Source organism: Acinetobacter sp. UBA5934 (assembly GCF_002430855.1).
GTDB lineage: Bacteria > Pseudomonadota > Gammaproteobacteria > Pseudomonadales > Moraxellaceae > Acinetobacter.
In genome coordinates, this window is sequence record NZ_DJDC01000058.1 from 21,765 (window position 1) to 36,560 (window position 14,796).

Genomic DNA, 14,796 nt, shown 5'->3' on the forward strand with positions numbered 1-14,796 from the left:
TGATTATTTATTAAACAAACAGTTTTGTTTAACTCTTGACCCTCTGATTTTTACGCGATTAAAATCAATCAATTAAAAACCATAAAAAAACGTTATACCCACATTTTTTCAAAAAATTAGACCTTAGCCTAACAGGCATGCACAATTTGTTTTTGGGACGGTACAATCCGTCTAGTTTTGAACAAGAATTGAGCGTAAACCATGTCTTTAGATCGTATTCGTTTAGCGTCACTTCATGACAAAGTCATGAGCGCAGAACAAGCTGCTACTTTTATCCAAGATGGCATGACTGTAGGTATGAGTGGATTTACTCGTGCAGGTGAAGCAAAAGCTGTCCCTTTAGCATTGGTAAAACAAGCTCAAAGTAATCCTTTAAAAATTACTTTAATTACCGGTGCAAGTCTTGGTAATGACCTAGATAAACAATTAACTGAAGCTGGTGTACTTGCTCGCCGTTTACCTTTCCAGGTAGATAACACTTTACGTAAAGCCATTAACAAAGGCGAAGTGATGTTCATCGATCAGCATTTGTCTGAAACTGTTGAACAAATGCGTAACCAGCAATTGAAAAAACCAGATGTTGCAATTATTGAAGCTGTAGCCATTACTGAAGATGGTGGCATCATTCCAACCACTTCTGTAGGTAACTCTGCAAGTTTTGCCATTTTTGCTGAAAAAGTGATTGTAGAAATCAACACCAACTTAAGCCCGGCTTTTGAAGGTTTACATGACATCTACATTCCAACTTATCGTCCAACACGTCAAGCGATTCCTTTGACCAAGGTGGATGAGCGTATTGGTACGCATGCCATCAATATCGATCCGGCAAAAATCGTAGGCATCGTCATTAACAGCGAATACCACGATTCTCCGTCTACTGTGACGGCTCCGGATGATGAAACTCAAGGCATTGCGAACCACTTAATCGCTTTCTTTGAAAAAGAAGTAGCTGAAGAACGTCTTCCTAAAAACTTAGGTCCACTTCAGGCAGGTATTGGTTCAATTGCCAACGCCGTATTGACGGGTCTGAAAGATTCAAACTTCGAAGACTTGATCATGTACTCTGAAGTACTTCAAGACTGTACGTTTGAATTGATCGATGCCGGCAAAATGAAATTTGCTTCAGGTTCATCTATTACGCTTTCTGCGAAATATGGCGAAAAAGTATTTAATAACCTTGAAGCATACAAAGACAAACTTGTGCTTCGTCCACAAGAGATTTCGAATCACCCTGAATTGGTTCGCCGTCTAGGTATTATCGGCATCAACACTGCATTAGAGTTCGATATTTACGGTAACGTAAACTCAACTCACGTATGTGGTACCAAAATGATGAACGGTATTGGTGGTTCTGGTGACTTCGCACGTAATGCCCACTTGGCAATTTTCGTGACTAAATCGATTGCAAAAGGTGGCGACATTTCTTCTGTTGTTCCGTTCGCATCTCACGTAGACCATGCTGAACACGACGTAGACATCCTGGTGACTGAACAGGGTCTTGCTGACTTACGTGGTCTTGCTCCACGTGAACGTGCTCGTGCCATCATCGACAACTGTGCTCACCCTATGTATCGTGATGCCCTAAACGATTACTTTGATCGTGCATGTGCTAAAGGCGGTCAAACTCCACACATCTTGCGTGAAGCATTGTCTTGGCACAGCAATTTTGAAGAACAAGGTCATATGCTTGCGGCTCAGGCTGAAGCTAAAAGTGCTTGATTAGTAATCTAAAAAACGCCCCTTGGGGCGTTTTTTTTGACTCTATGGTTAATCAAATTTGATCTGATCAGCGATTGCATTGCCCATGTCCATGAGCCCATTAATGGTTAAGGAAAATTCCAGAATTCCTATCCTCACCACACCACGCTTGATCTGCAAAACAGTAGCTCCTCTTTCATTAATATAAAACATACTGTTGAATTGATTCAAATCTTCACTGATTTCACGATCAACCCATTGATTCAAGATTTCAATTGTTCTATTTCCATATGAATGATGCGCATCCGTCGCCGTTTGTATTGAGTTATCTTGACCTAAAATCCAGGCCAAGGCCTCATCATCTAAACTTTGCAGACTAGCTGAAGAATAGAAGCGAGCCATGACCGATGTCGTCATACTCATAACTAAAATTATGAATATGAAAAAACCGATTTTTTTCATAGCATTACCTTCTACATTGCACATGAAACTATGTAATTTTTTAAAATAGCACCATTAAATATTACAATTTCAACCACTTATCTTTAAATTTCATTAAAATAATCACAAATTATTTATATATTGATTAATAAATCACACAAATAATCTTTTTTTTAAAATCTTGAATTTACTGGCGAAGATCATTTGCTCTAATTGTAATTCTATAGATATTAACCGAGACCATATGATTGATAGACCATCAAGGAATTTAAATCCCGCTTCTTTGCACCCTAACTTGAGACAAGTAAAATTCTAGAAACACTACATGCATCCAGATCATGGGTTAAATCGGTTTGATTCACTTTTTATATGAATAAAAACATATAGATGCTACTAAATGAGCAAGATCAAAACTTAAAGTTGTTTAGCGTATTCTTTGAGATATCCAATTCCGATCTGCTCAGCTGGAGGTCATCCCAATATTTATAAACGCTGCTCAACAGCCTGACGATTTTGTGTTTTAATTTTTTCCATTTCTGCATTTAACTGTAAAATCTGCTTATATAGCTCATTGAATTGCTTGATTGGCTGATCCTGATAAAACATAAAGGTCTTGTTCTTTTTCTGCCATTTATTGTTTCTAAGAATCTGAAATAAAGCGTCCGCCTTATTTAATATCTGTAGCTCCAAGGCAAATAGCGCATGAGTCTGATCGCTATCGCGGCTTTCCCTAAGGCTGTCGATTAATTGATGTCGAAGATGCGATTTAATGGATAACTGTTTCGCCCGGGCTAAGGCATTCTCTTCCCGTTGTGTGGTTTGTTGCTGATAGCGGTTTGCCAGTAGATGCGCTTGCTGTAACATCTGCTCGGTTTCTACATATTTTTGCTTGCGATCTTTATCCAAGCGGTCAATATTTAGAAACTGATCCCAGTGAATCTCTTTCAGTTCACGTAAATACTGATTCCTTGCTTCAGCATTTTGAATCATTTCACTCAGTACGAAATCTGCCATCACTTTATAATCGCCCTGCAAACGATTATCCGAGACATTAACCTCGATCGGTTTAGACCAGTCTTGGGCCTGCTGATAAATCAGTTCAGCTTTTTCATACAATACGGCTTGGTACTCATGTACCTGACCAAGCTCTTGTTGCTGGACGGAATACTGGTAAAACAACCAGCCAAATACAGTACATGTTGCCAATCCTAAGATGAGAAAAATCCTCGGCATATGAGCACTCCGCTAGACGGTCTTTTCAATATCATAACTCGTTTTGATTTCAATCGTTTGTTTCTCAAACAAAAGCTACATAAAGCACTCCCCCTCTCTCGGTTTTTATTCAGCATTGATGCTTTAAATTTTGATCCGAATCCCCATCAATATAGGCAAGAAAAGATAAGAGAACTCTCATGCGCGTAGATATTTGGTCAGATGTGGTTTGCCCATTTTGCTATATTGGTAAAAAACGTCTGGAAGCTGCTGCTACACAAGCCGGTATAGAACTTGAAGTCCATTGGCATAGTTATGAACTTGACCCAGAGGCTCCTGTTCGCCAAGAAGTATCCAACTCTGAACGTCTCGCGCAAAAATACGGACGTAGTGTGGCTGAAGTTGAAGAAATGCAGCGTAATATTGCCGCAATGGCAGCAGAAGAAGGCATTCAGTTCAACTGGGAAAATGCCAACTCAGGTAACACCTTTAATGCGCACCGTATTATTCATTTGGCACAAAGCAAAGGTTTGGGTTCTGAAGCGAAAGAAGCTTTTTTCTATAGTTATATGACCCAAGGTTTAGCCATTGGTGAACGTGAAACGCTGGAAGATGTCGCAGCACGCATCGGCTTAAATCCGGTTGAAGTAGATGATGTGCTTAATTCGGAAGAATTTGCAGATTTTGTCAAATTTGATGAAGAAGTGGCACGTGATCAGTTGAAAGTGACTGGCGTACCTTTCTTTGTTTTTGATCAACGTATCGCACTTGCGGGTGCACAGCCACGTGAAGTGTTTTTACAGGTGATGGAAAAAGCACTGGAAGCACCTCAACAAGACAACATTGCTGCTGAAGATTCCGCAATCTGTAAAGAAGATAACTGCGATCTTCCGGAAAATAAGCCAAACTCTTAAGCACAGTACTCTACAGTACTCTTAAGTCAAGAAAGGCAATAAAAATCCCCAGATGTTGGGGATTTTTTTATCTTAAAATTTATTTCTCTATGTAATTTAGTCAACCAAGAAGCTAATTTTTAAATTCACCCGATATTCTGTAATTTTGTTGTCCTTAATCACCACTTTTTGTTCGTTAATCCATGCACCCTGTACATTTTTAACGGTTTCGGTGACTTTTTCTATTCCAGTTTGAATAGCATCCTCAAAACTTTTATTACTGCTTGAATTAACCTCAACTACTTTTGCGATAGCCATTGTTTTCACCTCAGGGTTTATTATTTTGAGTTCCGATCATAGGATATTTTCTAAACAAAAAAGTGAGTTTTAACATTACAGCGCAAAAACTTACAGCTGGGTCACAATACCCATATTTGCTTTGAAGTCCTTACAAAATACAACTTATCTATACAAGGCTAGGACACAATTAAATGTGCAATTCGCTAGGCTAATATACGGAATATATGAGTTCCTAATCATGAAATTTATAGAGGTAAATATGAATACTGAAACACAAGATCCTATGGTGGATACTCGCCCTGAACAAAGTACATCTACAAAATCTCCTTTATCACCTACCCTAAAAGGAGTCCTGATTGGCGCAGTGGCTGGTAGTGTATTACCCGTTTTTGGTACGTTTAGTGGTGCCCTTATTGGAGGTGTCGCTGGAAAAGTTTACGAAAAAAAATACCAGAATAAATACCATGCAGGATAATTTTTATATATTTTCAAAGCAGTTAAGACAGATTGCTAACTGGCAGTCTGTCTTAGAGCAAAAACTCTAAATATATGATTTATATAATATTTTAAACTCACCGTTCATCTTTTTTTGCCTCCCAAAGCTTACTTTAATTGATCACTTCTTGATATCATTCACATGAAATTTATTTTTTATTTCTCTCCTTGTCTGGTTGATTTTTTAATGACCCAGATATCCTTTCACTAAAGGAAAATGATGATGAACGTGATTAAATCTCTTGTGGCTATTGCTGTGGTGGCTTGCTCTGCCCATGTTTCTGCTCAAATTGTATATATTCCAGATTTTCCTGTTAAAAAAGCGGCTGCAAGCTTGAATGCTGAACAAAAAGCACCTGCTGCTGAAGCTGTAGTTGAGAGTGTGACTGTTTCTAAAACAGCTGCCTAATCGACTCTAACAGTCAATAAAAAAATCAGACCTGGTTCGCTTGGTCTGGTTTTTTTATGTTAATCAATCAGCAGTTTATTTTTCAAGCTTATGCTCAAGCACAACACCGAGTTCGATTTGTCATTTCATCCTTTTATGATAAAAATGACAGAAAAGCTAAAACCTGATCACAGCATTTCCTCGTCTTCCTCCTAAAAAATTGTTCATTTTTTATTTAAAATTTACATTTTTTGCGAATTATGTCTATAAATGCTCAAAAACTGACATTTTTTTTCATGCTTTTTTTTGCTAAATACATATAATCAAAAGAATTAAATAAATAATTCAATTTATAAAAAAGTGTGCCTATGCAAGAACTTCAAGCGCTAATCCAAGGCAAGATTCCTCCGCAAACGGTCAAAATTGATAAATTGATCGTACTTGCAGAACATTACTCTCAGCCCACGTCTGCAGAATATAAATTACTTGAACTTGCGATCAATATCGTATTGGCAAGTTATCTAGAAAAAGCCCAAAAGCATCTCTAGAAGGAAGGTCAGCGCATGAATGTCTTAGAAAAAGCCAAGCTGATTAAAGAATTACATCAACTCCTCGATGGATTGGAACAACGTTCCTTATCCTTCTTTGAAATTGCCCGGTCAAAAGCCCGGGTAAAAGAAATTTTTGCTTTATGCGATGAACCCATTTTTAAAAAACAGATTTTTAAATTTAAATTCCACACCCAACCTGAAAAAGCTGTTCGAGATTTCGCTGCTCAAAGCTTGTTTCAACTCTCTTTTCGCGGTGCATTTCAGCAAGATAAATTTCTAAAATCAGCTCTTTATCAATATCCGGATTCTGGTTGGGCAATTTTGTATGATCCTCAAGAAGGTTGGCAAATCTGGTTAATTCCTGCACCAAATCGTATGGCCTTGATTAGCGGATGGGGTGATTTGGATGATGCCTATCACTGGATGCTACAACAACAGCAGAACTATGGCTGCCTAAAAACGGATCAGGAAATCAGACAAATACAAGATCTGATTGCACAAAATATAGCGAAAACTTTAATCGAGAAAAGTCTAGCTACATCTGATGATACGCTTGAAACCATTGCTCAAAATAAAGAATTCAATTCTATTGATTCATCCATAGCTGAGGTGTGTTCTGTTCAGAATTCGCCAGCAACAGATATCTCTATGCAGCAAAGTCAGACGTCTGAGGGGTCTCAAGAACAGTCTGCTATAGCTACAGAGCCTGATCTGTCTATTACGACTTCAGCTTTCGACCAAGCCAATGTAGAAAACAGTGCAGATCAGCCCCCTATTATCAAAAATACTCCAGAGATGCTGCAACTCAATCAATATGTAGCTCATATTCAATCGCTACATAACGAAGATGCATCACTACAACAGCTCTATCGTTTAGCGATTCCCGACCTTCCGGAAATTGATCAATATATCGATTTATTGCTACATGGTGCAGGCATCGAGAACTGGCAGCATCAACCTATTTACCTGGCAGAACAGATTAATCAGCAAGGTCATTTCATTAAATATTTGGCATTACTAGGTGCAGAAAACCAGATGCAGGCTATGCAATTCATGCAGTTATTCAACGCTGCTAACCAGCATGCCCTAGCTGCAATGAAAAAGATTTGCTGGATAGACTGGATGGATCACTTTAGCCAGATGGAATCTCTATTTGATGTCTATACCCATAAGGCCGTTTGTATCTGGGCTGATGAAAACTATATGCCCTTTATTCCTGCACAACTGATTCAAACCCAAAAAATCATTCAATTTGATGAAAGTGCCGCTGATATTAAAACACCGCTGCTTTTACTTAAAGAACGGCAAAAAATACGGCTTATTCATGGACAAAAACGTTTAGCCCTTTCACCGACTGAATCGGCTTATCCTTATTTCCTGTTAGAACGTCACCATGGCATCAGCTGGCAAATGATTCAGATGATAATTAGCCAATTCAAGTCTCCGATTGATTGCCGGGAATTATATAAAGAGATTCAAAAACATATTTCAGATTAAGTTTTTATTTTTTGTAGCAAACTATTGCTTTTTAGGGTGTTTTTTTATCAGACTAGTTATCATCAGATAATATAAGATCACGGATATGCGGCAAAAACAATTATCTCTAATAAGACCCCTGTTATGTGTGTTGATCTCTGGACTCATGTCGACTGTCAGCTGGTCAAACTCAACTGAAACCGGGGCTGATCAACAAAAATATACCGCAACAGAAACAGAAACAGAAACAGAAACAGAAACAGATTTTAATTTGCTTTACCAGATTCCAAGCTGGATTGATGCCATCCCGACATTCCTACCGCAACAGTCGGATAAAGTGATTGTTCCTCCGCTGCAAGCCACTGAAAAGCAAAGCTGGGTCGACCGTAAACAACATGAAATCCGCAACTGGACAGGACGTACCTCTCATAAAATTGATAATTGGTTTGGGAAACCTGATCCCAATGATCCTGCTTCAGCAAGCTTGCGTCTGATTATTGATAACAGCTGGAATAAACATGATAACTATGAAATTCGGCCACGTCTGCGCGGGAAAATTAAACTTCCAACCCTAGAACGTAAAGTCAGCCTAATCTTTGGTGATGATTCTTTAGATAATGAACTGAAAAATAATGTCGCTATTACTGATGAAAATCCGGCAAGCACTCAGGACAAAGCCCTCGACCGCGAACGAACGCGAGAAAGCAACAGTTCTTTGGCCTTGCGCTGGTCTGATTTTTCCAAGCGCCTTCCTTTTGAGACTGACGTGGATTTAGGGGTACGTTCAGGGGATGATATTTATTTAAGGCTAAAAGCTTCTCGGGATTGGCAACTGGAAAATGATTTCAGATTTTATGCCGAGCAAATTTACCGTTACGGGATAGATAGTGAAAATTACCTGAGAACCAATCTGGAACTCACCCATGCACGACAAAATCAGGCCTTTTTATCCGATCAATTCAGCCTGACCTATGCAGACCAGCAAGATGACGATCTAACCTGGGACAATTATCTGTTTAGACAACACCAGTTTTTCCACAATAACCGTTTTGCCTACGGTCTATATACCGGTGGTTTTTATAATAATAATGACCTACGCCTGAACAGTTGGGGACCCTATGTTTCATGGCGACAACCTTTCGTGCGCGAATGGTTTTTTCTACAGGGCGATTTAAACTACCTCAATGACCATCGTGAAGATCGCAGCCATTTTCTGGGTGTATCGCTGCGTATGGAAGCATTGTTCTAAGCTAGCCCATATAAAAATTTGAGTTATACCTCATCCTATTTCGCTGCAATAAAAAAACCTCCCGAAGGAGGTTTTTTTGCTTCACAAGAAAAAGGTCTATTTCAGCAACAAACTGTTTATACGTTTTACATATTCCGCAGGATCATCCGGCAAACCACCTTCAGCAATCACGGCCTGGTCAAAAATTACATTGGCCAAGTCATCAAACTGGTTCGAACCTTCCAGCTTTTTCACTAACGGATGCTCCGGGTTAATTTCTAAAATTGGTTTACTTTCAGGAACCGCCTGACCCGCCTGTTTCAACATGCGAATCAATTGTGGAGACAGCTCACCTTCGCCTGTCACCAAACATGCAGGTGAATCGACCAGTCGCGTAGTGACCCGCACCTGTTGGGTTTTGGCTTTAAGTGCATCTGAAAGCTTATCCACGACAGGCTTAAACTGTTCAGCCGCTGCTTCTAGCGCCTTCTTCTCCTCAGCATCCTGCAAATCACCCAGGTCTACTGCACCCTTAGACACATTTTGCATTGGCGTTCCGTCGAATTCATGAATGAATTCCATCGCCCATTCATCCACACGATCCGCCATTAACAGCACTTCAATGCCTTTTTTCTTGAACAGCTCCAGTTGCGGTGAATTTTTTGCAGCACTGAGACTTTCCGCAGTCACATAATAAATGGCTTTTTGCCCTTCTTTCATGCGTGCTTTGTAATCTGCCAATGAAGTAGCAACTTCATCATTGGTAGAGGTCGAGAAGCGTAATAATTTTAAGATACGCTCACGATTACCGAAGTCTTCACCCAAACCTTCCTTAATTACTGAACCAAATTCAGCATAGAACGTTTTGAATTTTTCCTGGTCTTTTTCATCTTCAGACTTCGCCAGACTATCCAGCATAGTCAGCACACGGCGCGCATTACCTTCGCGAATGGTTTTCACATCACGGCTTTCTTGCAGCAGTTCACGACTCACGTTTAATGGCAAATCGGCACTGTCTACCACCCCCTGCACAAAACGTAAGTAGTTTGGAATCAGGTTATCTGCCTCATCCATAATAAACACACGTTTTACATACAGCTTAATGCCGGCTTTGGCTTCACGGGTAAAGAGGTTGCTGGCAGCTTTGCTTGGAATATAGAGCAATTGTGTGTATTCAGTACTGCCTTCTACACGGTTATGCGTCCAGGCCAAAGGTGCATAAAAATCATGGCTGAGATTCTTATAGAATTCGGTATATTGCTCGTCAGTGATCTCGTTTTTATTGCGGGTCCAAAGTGCACTGGCCGAGTTAATCGCTTCCCATTCATCAGTTTTCACCATCTGACCTGGCTTAGCTTCTTCCCCTTCAGCCGCCTCTTCCTGCTGCCAGATTTCTTTTTGCATTTCAATTGGCAGGCTAATGTGATCGGAATATTTATTGATAATCTGCTTAACTTTATAAGACTCTAAATACTCAAGTGCATTGTCACGCAAATGCAGAATAATATCTGTTCCACGTGAAGCCTTATTGATCTGTTCAACCTCGAAATCACCTGTGCCGTTACTGATCCAGCGTACACCCTCGGCAACATCGGCCGCTGCATGACGGGATTCTACGGTAATTTTTTCCGCCACAATAAAGCCTGAATAGAAACCGACACCAAACTGGCCAATCAATTGCGCATCGGCTTTTTGATCCCCAGACAGTTTAGACATAAAGTCTTTGGTGCCTGATTTGGCAATCGTGCCCAGGTTATCAATTGCTTCTTGTTGAGTTAAACCAATTCCGTTATCTGAAATGGTGAGGGTCTTATTGTCTTTATCCAGGCTGACACGTACATGCAGGTCAGGATCATTTTCATAGTATTCAGGATGGTTAATCCCTTCAAAACGAAGTTTGTCGCAAGCATCTGAAGCGTTTGAGATCAGTTCTCGCAGAAAAATTTCAGGGTTTGAGTAGAGAGAATGCGTCACTAAATGCAATAGCTGTGCTACTTCAGCCTGGAAACTATGTTTTTGTGCGCTTTGTTCGCTCATCAGTCACTCCTTAAATTCATTAAACGGTTTTTATTGGATGCTTAATGAATGGAGTGAGTTAAAGAATTTTCAATAGGGGCAGATAAATTTTTCTTAAAAAGGCCCTTGTTTATAAACACGATCCATATGCAGATCGAGCTTTTGCTGGCGCATTTTATAGACTTCGATTAAACAGCGGCTTGAATTGCCACATTGATCACGCAGCTGTAACCATTTGACTTGCTCATCCTGAATCACACCGCGTGTTCCCATAGGCACCAAACGTTTAATAATATTATAGGTGGTGGCCATTTTTACATCGGCATCATTTACCGCGCGATACTCGCAAATGGCATGTTCAGTTTGAGTTTGTGCTTTATCACAATTAAAACTTGCGGCATAACCTGATCCACTCAAAAGACTAATAAAGACCATCGTAGATATAGTTAATAATTTCATGATTTTTATTGCTCTTTTTGGCTTATTGTAGGATTACAACTTAAATGCATTTCCCATAATTAAATAGGATTAAATTGCTCAATTTATGTGATTTATTGTGAATGAAAGAGTAAAAAAAGATCCCCATCAGAGATAGGGATCTGAGCGCTGATTTTTTATTTTAGTTTTAGAATTTGTAGCTATAACCAATCGTGTAAACCCAAGGATTTACTTCAAGGTCACCTAAGCTTACTTGAGTACCATCAGCAGTTTTTGCTGTTAATTCAGTTTTCACGTCTGCATAACGTGCATCTACAAACACACCCCAGTTTTTCGCATCAGCAGGCTGGAAGTTAAAGCCGACTTGACCAGCAACACCATATGCCACATCCGCGTCTAGGGTTTCCGCACCAGTTGCAGCTTTAGTTGCTGGAGATAATTCTTCATCCCAAGGTACAACTACAGTTGCGCCTACACCAATGTAAGGTGTGAAACGGGTAGAGTTCTTAAAATTATATTTGGCTGTGATTGTAGGTGGTAAATGCTTGAAAGATGCTGCATTTTCAATTGGGCCAATGTTGACATCATGTTCAAAAGGCAATGCAAGCAATAACTCTACTGAAACTGGTGAATTATTAAAGAAATATTCAACAGATGGAGTGAAATTAACTTCATTACTTACTTCTGCTTTTAATGGAGTTACCACACCACCGACAGGAACATTTAATGTACCGTTGTCATCATTTTGTGGTGCCAAAGCCGAAGCGCCCAATTTCACTTGCCACTGACCCGCCATCGCAGAAGCAGACATCCCCAATAATGTAATAAGAGCAACTTGTTTTAACATTTTTAAAACCCCTTGGAAGAATAATAACAATAGTTTTTAAACATTAATTAATAATAAACATGCATATTATTAATATGCAATAGGCATTAATTATTTAAAATTTTATTCATTTTTAAGCTATTGATAATATTAATTATTTATTTTAATCAGACCAACCCAGTTGGTTTTAAATACCAACCAAGTTAATCAGATTAATGATTATATTCCAAGTATATTACTTGGTTTTATTATATTAATTATTTGATAATATTTATTTTAAATACATATTTAAAAATTGGCAATAAAATGAATTAAAAATTCAATTAAAGTACCATTGCAGCAATCCATCCAAATATCATTAAAGGAATATTAAAATGGATAAATGTAGGAACCACACTGTCTTTCATATGGTCATGTTGTCCGTCCATATTTAAACCTGATGTTGGCCCTAAAGTTGAATCGGAAGCTGGAGAACCGGCATCGCCCAAGGCTGCTGCGGTACCAATAATGGCAATTGTTGCGGCTGGGCTAAAACCGAATTGAATACACAAAGGCACATAGATAATGGCTAAAATCGGCACCGTAGAGAATGATGAACCAATTCCTAAAGTAATCAGCAAACCGACCAATAACATTAAAAAGGCAGCCAGAGCTTTACTGTCACCGATCCACTCAATAGATGCATTAACCAAAGCAGGAACCTGATTGGTTGCTTCAATCACGGAAGCAAAACCTTGTGCGGCAATCATGATAAAACCGACCAGTGCCATCATGCGCATACCGGTAATAATTACATCATCCGCTTCTTTCCACTTGAAAATACCCGCGCAGCTTAAAATCGCCACGCCTACCAAACCGGCAAGGATCATTGAATCCGAATAAAGCTGTACCGCTAGGGTTGCAATGACTGCAAAAGCGGCCATAAATAAGGTGAATTTTGCGATTTGTGGCTTGGCATTAGCATCGGTAACCACATCACCTGCAATACTATGATGACTTGCTTGAAGCTGAATATCTTTATACATGCGTGGCTTACGATAGCTATAGAACACCGCAATCAAGAGGCCCACAAACATGCCAAAAACCGGAATTGCCATGGCAGCTGGAATTTGATCGTAGCTAATTTCAAAACCGTATGGCTTACCGAAAGTATTGATGTTTTGCCCTAAGATATCGTTCAGGAAAATCGCACCAAATCCGACCGGAACCAGCATATAGGTAGCACATAAACCGAAGGTTAATAAGCAGGCCACAGCACGGCGGTCTAAATTTAAATGATTAAACACACTTAACAAAGGTGGAATCAAAACCGGAATAAAAGCAATATGAACAGGAATCAGGTTTTGCGAAGATACCGCAGCAGCCACAATAGTAAAGTAAATTAAATATTTAACTTTATTTTGCGATTGAACATTCGCATCGCCTTTTAAGGTGGCAACGAGTTTATAAGCCAATAAATCAGGCAAACCCGAGCGCGCCAAAGCCAGCGCAAATGCACCCAAAATGCCATAGGCCAAGGCAATTTTAGCGCCGCCACCTAAACCATTATTAAATGCATCTAAAGTTCCCTGTAGGCCTAAACCGGCCAATAAGCCACCGGTAACCGCACCGATCACCAATGCAAATACCACAGGCACACGAGCTAATGAGAGTCCGAACATGACTCCGATAGCGGCAAGAATTGCGAACATAATCAATTGAGGGGAAGATGAAAAGCCGATATTTTAGCAGATTCACTATTTTGAAACTGTAAATAAATCGGCTCGATTAAAAAGTTAAATATTATTGATTTTAATTAATATTTATAATAATTCAGATGAGTTTAATCATTTTTCAAAGCAAATGTTTTGATATATTTTGCGACCAACTCCGCTTGGCTCAATATTGCCCAGTGATTGCCATCGACCTCTACACGCTGAAAATTTTCTGCCCATTTCGGCATTTCATCTATCAGTTCAGGACTGACAAAATTATCCTGTTTCAGCACAATCGCCTGCACCGGACAAACAGCAAAACGCTGGCGTGGTTGGGTTAAACGTGGAATGAAGTTGGCACGGTACAACCCGATACCATGCTTTCCATCTGAAGCAATATGCGGATTGAAAGGCAAGTCTTTGCGGTGTTCAAGCTTTTGCAGCACTTTGTCCCATTTTTCCGGGGTAAAAAACTGCCAGATAAACGGGGCCAGTACAGGCAAGTGAAAAGCTGCTATGTACCAGGATTTGCTGGCTTGTTTAAAAAATTTGCCCTTCTGATGCTTAAATTGCTGTCTCATCCAGAAAGCGGCATGATCCAGACAGGGACCAGAAATAGTGCTATAGGATAAAATCCGATCCCTAAACTTCGGCTCAGTTACCGATTCCCAGGACTGGATTGAGCCCCAGTCATGCGCTGCCAAATGAAAAGGACGGTTTTCTAATACGGCATTGACCACACTTTCCAGATCCAAAGACAACTGTTGCAGGCGATAATCACGAATGTGTTTTGGAATGGATGATTTCCCTGCCCCTCGAACATCATACGTGACAATATAAAAATCTTGCATCAACTGCTGGATAATAGGCTCCCAAACTTCCTGATTATCAGGATAACCATGCACCAGCACTAAAGCCGGTTTGGCTTCACTGCCCCATGTTTTGACATGAAGACGCTGCTGATCTGAGGTAGCAACCCATTGTGTTTGTGCTTGCATATATTTTTATCCTATTCTTTTATTGACTATTTATTGCAGAATCTAGGTAATCTGATCAATGCAGCCCTTTTCGTTCTGTTTTAGTATGTTCTGAAGCCGTAAAAAAACAATTGACCAAAATGAGCCTTTTAAAAAAACTACA

Annotated in this window: 14 protein-coding genes and 1 pseudogene; 7 read left to right on the forward strand and 8 right to left on the reverse strand. The window is 39.7% G+C overall.

Annotated features, from left to right (window positions below; translation table 11 throughout):
* Window positions 1-201 precede the first annotated feature (201 nt).
* A complete protein-coding gene (locus tag B2Y23_RS03910) occupies window positions 202-1,719 on the forward strand; it encodes an acetyl-CoA hydrolase/transferase family protein (protein ID WP_291369128.1) in 1,518 nt (505 codons plus the stop codon).
* A gap of 48 nt (window positions 1,720-1,767) precedes the next feature.
* Here B2Y23_RS03910 and B2Y23_RS03915 read toward each other — a convergent pair whose 3' ends face one another.
* Together B2Y23_RS03915 and B2Y23_RS03920 are read right to left on the reverse strand one after the other, a co-directional pair.
* A complete protein-coding gene (locus tag B2Y23_RS03915) occupies window positions 1,768-2,160 on the reverse strand; it encodes a hypothetical protein (protein ID WP_291354877.1) in 393 nt (130 codons plus the stop codon).
* A gap of 462 nt (window positions 2,161-2,622) precedes the next feature.
* Window positions 2,623-3,372, reverse strand: coding sequence for a hypothetical protein (locus B2Y23_RS03920; protein WP_291369130.1), 750 nt, complete (start codon window positions 3,370-3,372; stop codon window positions 2,623-2,625).
* A 179-nt stretch (window positions 3,373-3,551) separates the two neighbouring features.
* On the opposite strand from B2Y23_RS03920, the gene B2Y23_RS03925 reads away from it, so the two are divergent.
* Window positions 3,552-4,265 carry a DsbA family oxidoreductase gene (locus tag B2Y23_RS03925; protein ID WP_291369132.1) on the forward strand — a complete coding sequence of 238 codons (714 nt, stop codon included), beginning with the start codon at window positions 3,552-3,554 and terminating at the stop codon, window positions 4,263-4,265.
* A 96-nt stretch (window positions 4,266-4,361) separates the two neighbouring features.
* Here B2Y23_RS03925 and B2Y23_RS03930 read toward each other — a convergent pair whose 3' ends face one another.
* Window positions 4,362-4,562, reverse strand: a complete 201-nt coding sequence (locus B2Y23_RS03930) for a dodecin family protein (RefSeq protein WP_291369134.1) — start codon at window positions 4,560-4,562, stop codon at window positions 4,362-4,364.
* 265 nt (window positions 4,563-4,827) lie between these two features.
* Here B2Y23_RS03930 and B2Y23_RS03935 point away from each other — a divergent pair, with 265 nt between their 5' ends.
* From B2Y23_RS03935 to B2Y23_RS03955, 5 genes and pseudogenes are all read left to right on the forward strand, one after another.
* Window positions 4,828-5,019, forward strand: coding sequence for a hypothetical protein (locus B2Y23_RS03935; protein ID WP_291369158.1), 192 nt, complete (start codon window positions 4,828-4,830; stop codon window positions 5,017-5,019).
* Between the two features lie 243 nt (window positions 5,020-5,262).
* The gene (locus B2Y23_RS03940; protein ID WP_291369136.1) at window positions 5,263-5,448 is read left to right on the forward strand and encodes a hypothetical protein; all 186 of its coding nucleotides are present in this window, start codon (window positions 5,263-5,265) and stop codon (window positions 5,446-5,448) included.
* Between the two features lie 347 nt (window positions 5,449-5,795).
* Complete coding sequence (locus tag B2Y23_RS03945; protein ID WP_291354867.1) at window positions 5,796-5,975, forward strand: hypothetical protein; 180 nt, start codon at window positions 5,796-5,798, stop codon at window positions 5,973-5,975.
* Window positions 5,976-5,990: 15 nt separating this feature from the next.
* On the forward strand, window positions 5,991-7,475 hold the full coding sequence (locus tag B2Y23_RS03950; RefSeq protein WP_291369138.1) for a hypothetical protein: 1,485 nt from the start codon (window positions 5,991-5,993) through the stop codon (window positions 7,473-7,475).
* Window positions 7,476-7,701: 226 nt separating this feature from the next.
* A pseudogene (locus tag B2Y23_RS03955) lies at window positions 7,702-8,703 on the forward strand (hypothetical protein); the annotation flags it as partial.
* Window positions 8,704-8,799: 96 nt separating this feature from the next.
* Here the strand turns inward: B2Y23_RS03955 and htpG are convergent.
* The 5 genes from htpG to B2Y23_RS03980 form a co-directional block, all read right to left on the reverse strand.
* Window positions 8,800-10,719 carry a molecular chaperone HtpG gene (gene htpG, locus B2Y23_RS03960; RefSeq protein ID WP_291369142.1) on the reverse strand — a complete coding sequence of 640 codons (1,920 nt, stop codon included), beginning with the start codon at window positions 10,717-10,719 and terminating at the stop codon, window positions 8,800-8,802.
* 93 nt (window positions 10,720-10,812) lie between these two features.
* On the reverse strand, window positions 10,813-11,157 hold the full coding sequence (locus B2Y23_RS03965) for a lysozyme inhibitor LprI family protein (protein WP_291369143.1): 345 nt from the start codon (window positions 11,155-11,157) through the stop codon (window positions 10,813-10,815).
* Window positions 11,158-11,323: 166 nt separating this feature from the next.
* Entirely contained in the window at window positions 11,324-11,983 is a 660-nt protein-coding gene (locus B2Y23_RS03970) for an OmpW/AlkL family protein (protein WP_291369145.1), read from the reverse strand.
* A 302-nt stretch (window positions 11,984-12,285) separates the two neighbouring features.
* Window positions 12,286-13,653 (reverse strand): Na+/H+ antiporter family protein, encoded by a 1,368-nt coding sequence (locus B2Y23_RS03975; RefSeq protein ID WP_291369147.1) that lies wholly within the window; start codon window positions 13,651-13,653, stop codon window positions 12,286-12,288.
* A gap of 131 nt (window positions 13,654-13,784) precedes the next feature.
* On the reverse strand, window positions 13,785-14,654 hold the full coding sequence (locus tag B2Y23_RS03980) for an alpha/beta fold hydrolase (protein WP_291369149.1): 870 nt from the start codon (window positions 14,652-14,654) through the stop codon (window positions 13,785-13,787).
* Window positions 14,655-14,796: the final 142 nt, after the last annotated feature.

Bases quoted from the DNA above. Each gene is read 5' to 3' on its own strand.
- B2Y23_RS03925 (WP_291369132.1), top strand. From the start codon at position 3,552: ATGCGCGTAGATATTTGGTCAGATGTGGTTTGCCCATTTTGCTATATT.
- B2Y23_RS03920 (WP_291369130.1), bottom strand. From the start codon at position 3,372: ATGCCGAGGATTTTTCTCATCTTAGGATTGGCAACATGTACTGTATTT.
- B2Y23_RS03935 (WP_291369158.1), top strand. From the start codon at position 4,828: ATGGTGGATACTCGCCCTGAACAAAGTACATCTACAAAATCTCCTTTA.
- B2Y23_RS03975 (WP_291369147.1), bottom strand. From the start codon at position 13,653: ATGTTCGCAATTCTTGCCGCTATCGGAGTCATGTTCGGACTCTCATTA.
- B2Y23_RS03930 (WP_291369134.1), bottom strand. From the start codon at position 4,562: ATGGCTATCGCAAAAGTAGTTGAGGTTAATTCAAGCAGTAATAAAAGT.
- B2Y23_RS03940 (WP_291369136.1), top strand. From the start codon at position 5,263: ATGAACGTGATTAAATCTCTTGTGGCTATTGCTGTGGTGGCTTGCTCT.
- htpG (WP_291369142.1), bottom strand. From the start codon at position 10,719: ATGAGCGAACAAAGCGCACAAAAACATAGTTTCCAGGCTGAAGTAGCA.
- B2Y23_RS03945 (WP_291354867.1), top strand. From the start codon at position 5,796: ATGCAAGAACTTCAAGCGCTAATCCAAGGCAAGATTCCTCCGCAAACG.
- B2Y23_RS03970 (WP_291369145.1), bottom strand. From the start codon at position 11,983: ATGTTAAAACAAGTTGCTCTTATTACATTATTGGGGATGTCTGCTTCT.
- B2Y23_RS03950 (WP_291369138.1), top strand. From the start codon at position 5,991: ATGAATGTCTTAGAAAAAGCCAAGCTGATTAAAGAATTACATCAACTC.
- B2Y23_RS03980 (WP_291369149.1), bottom strand. From the start codon at position 14,654: ATGCAAGCACAAACACAATGGGTTGCTACCTCAGATCAGCAGCGTCTT.
- B2Y23_RS03965 (WP_291369143.1), bottom strand. From the start codon at position 11,157: ATGAAATTATTAACTATATCTACGATGGTCTTTATTAGTCTTTTGAGT.
- B2Y23_RS03910 (WP_291369128.1), top strand. From the start codon at position 202: ATGTCTTTAGATCGTATTCGTTTAGCGTCACTTCATGACAAAGTCATG.
- B2Y23_RS03915 (WP_291354877.1), bottom strand. From the start codon at position 2,160: ATGAAAAAAATCGGTTTTTTCATATTCATAATTTTAGTTATGAGTATG.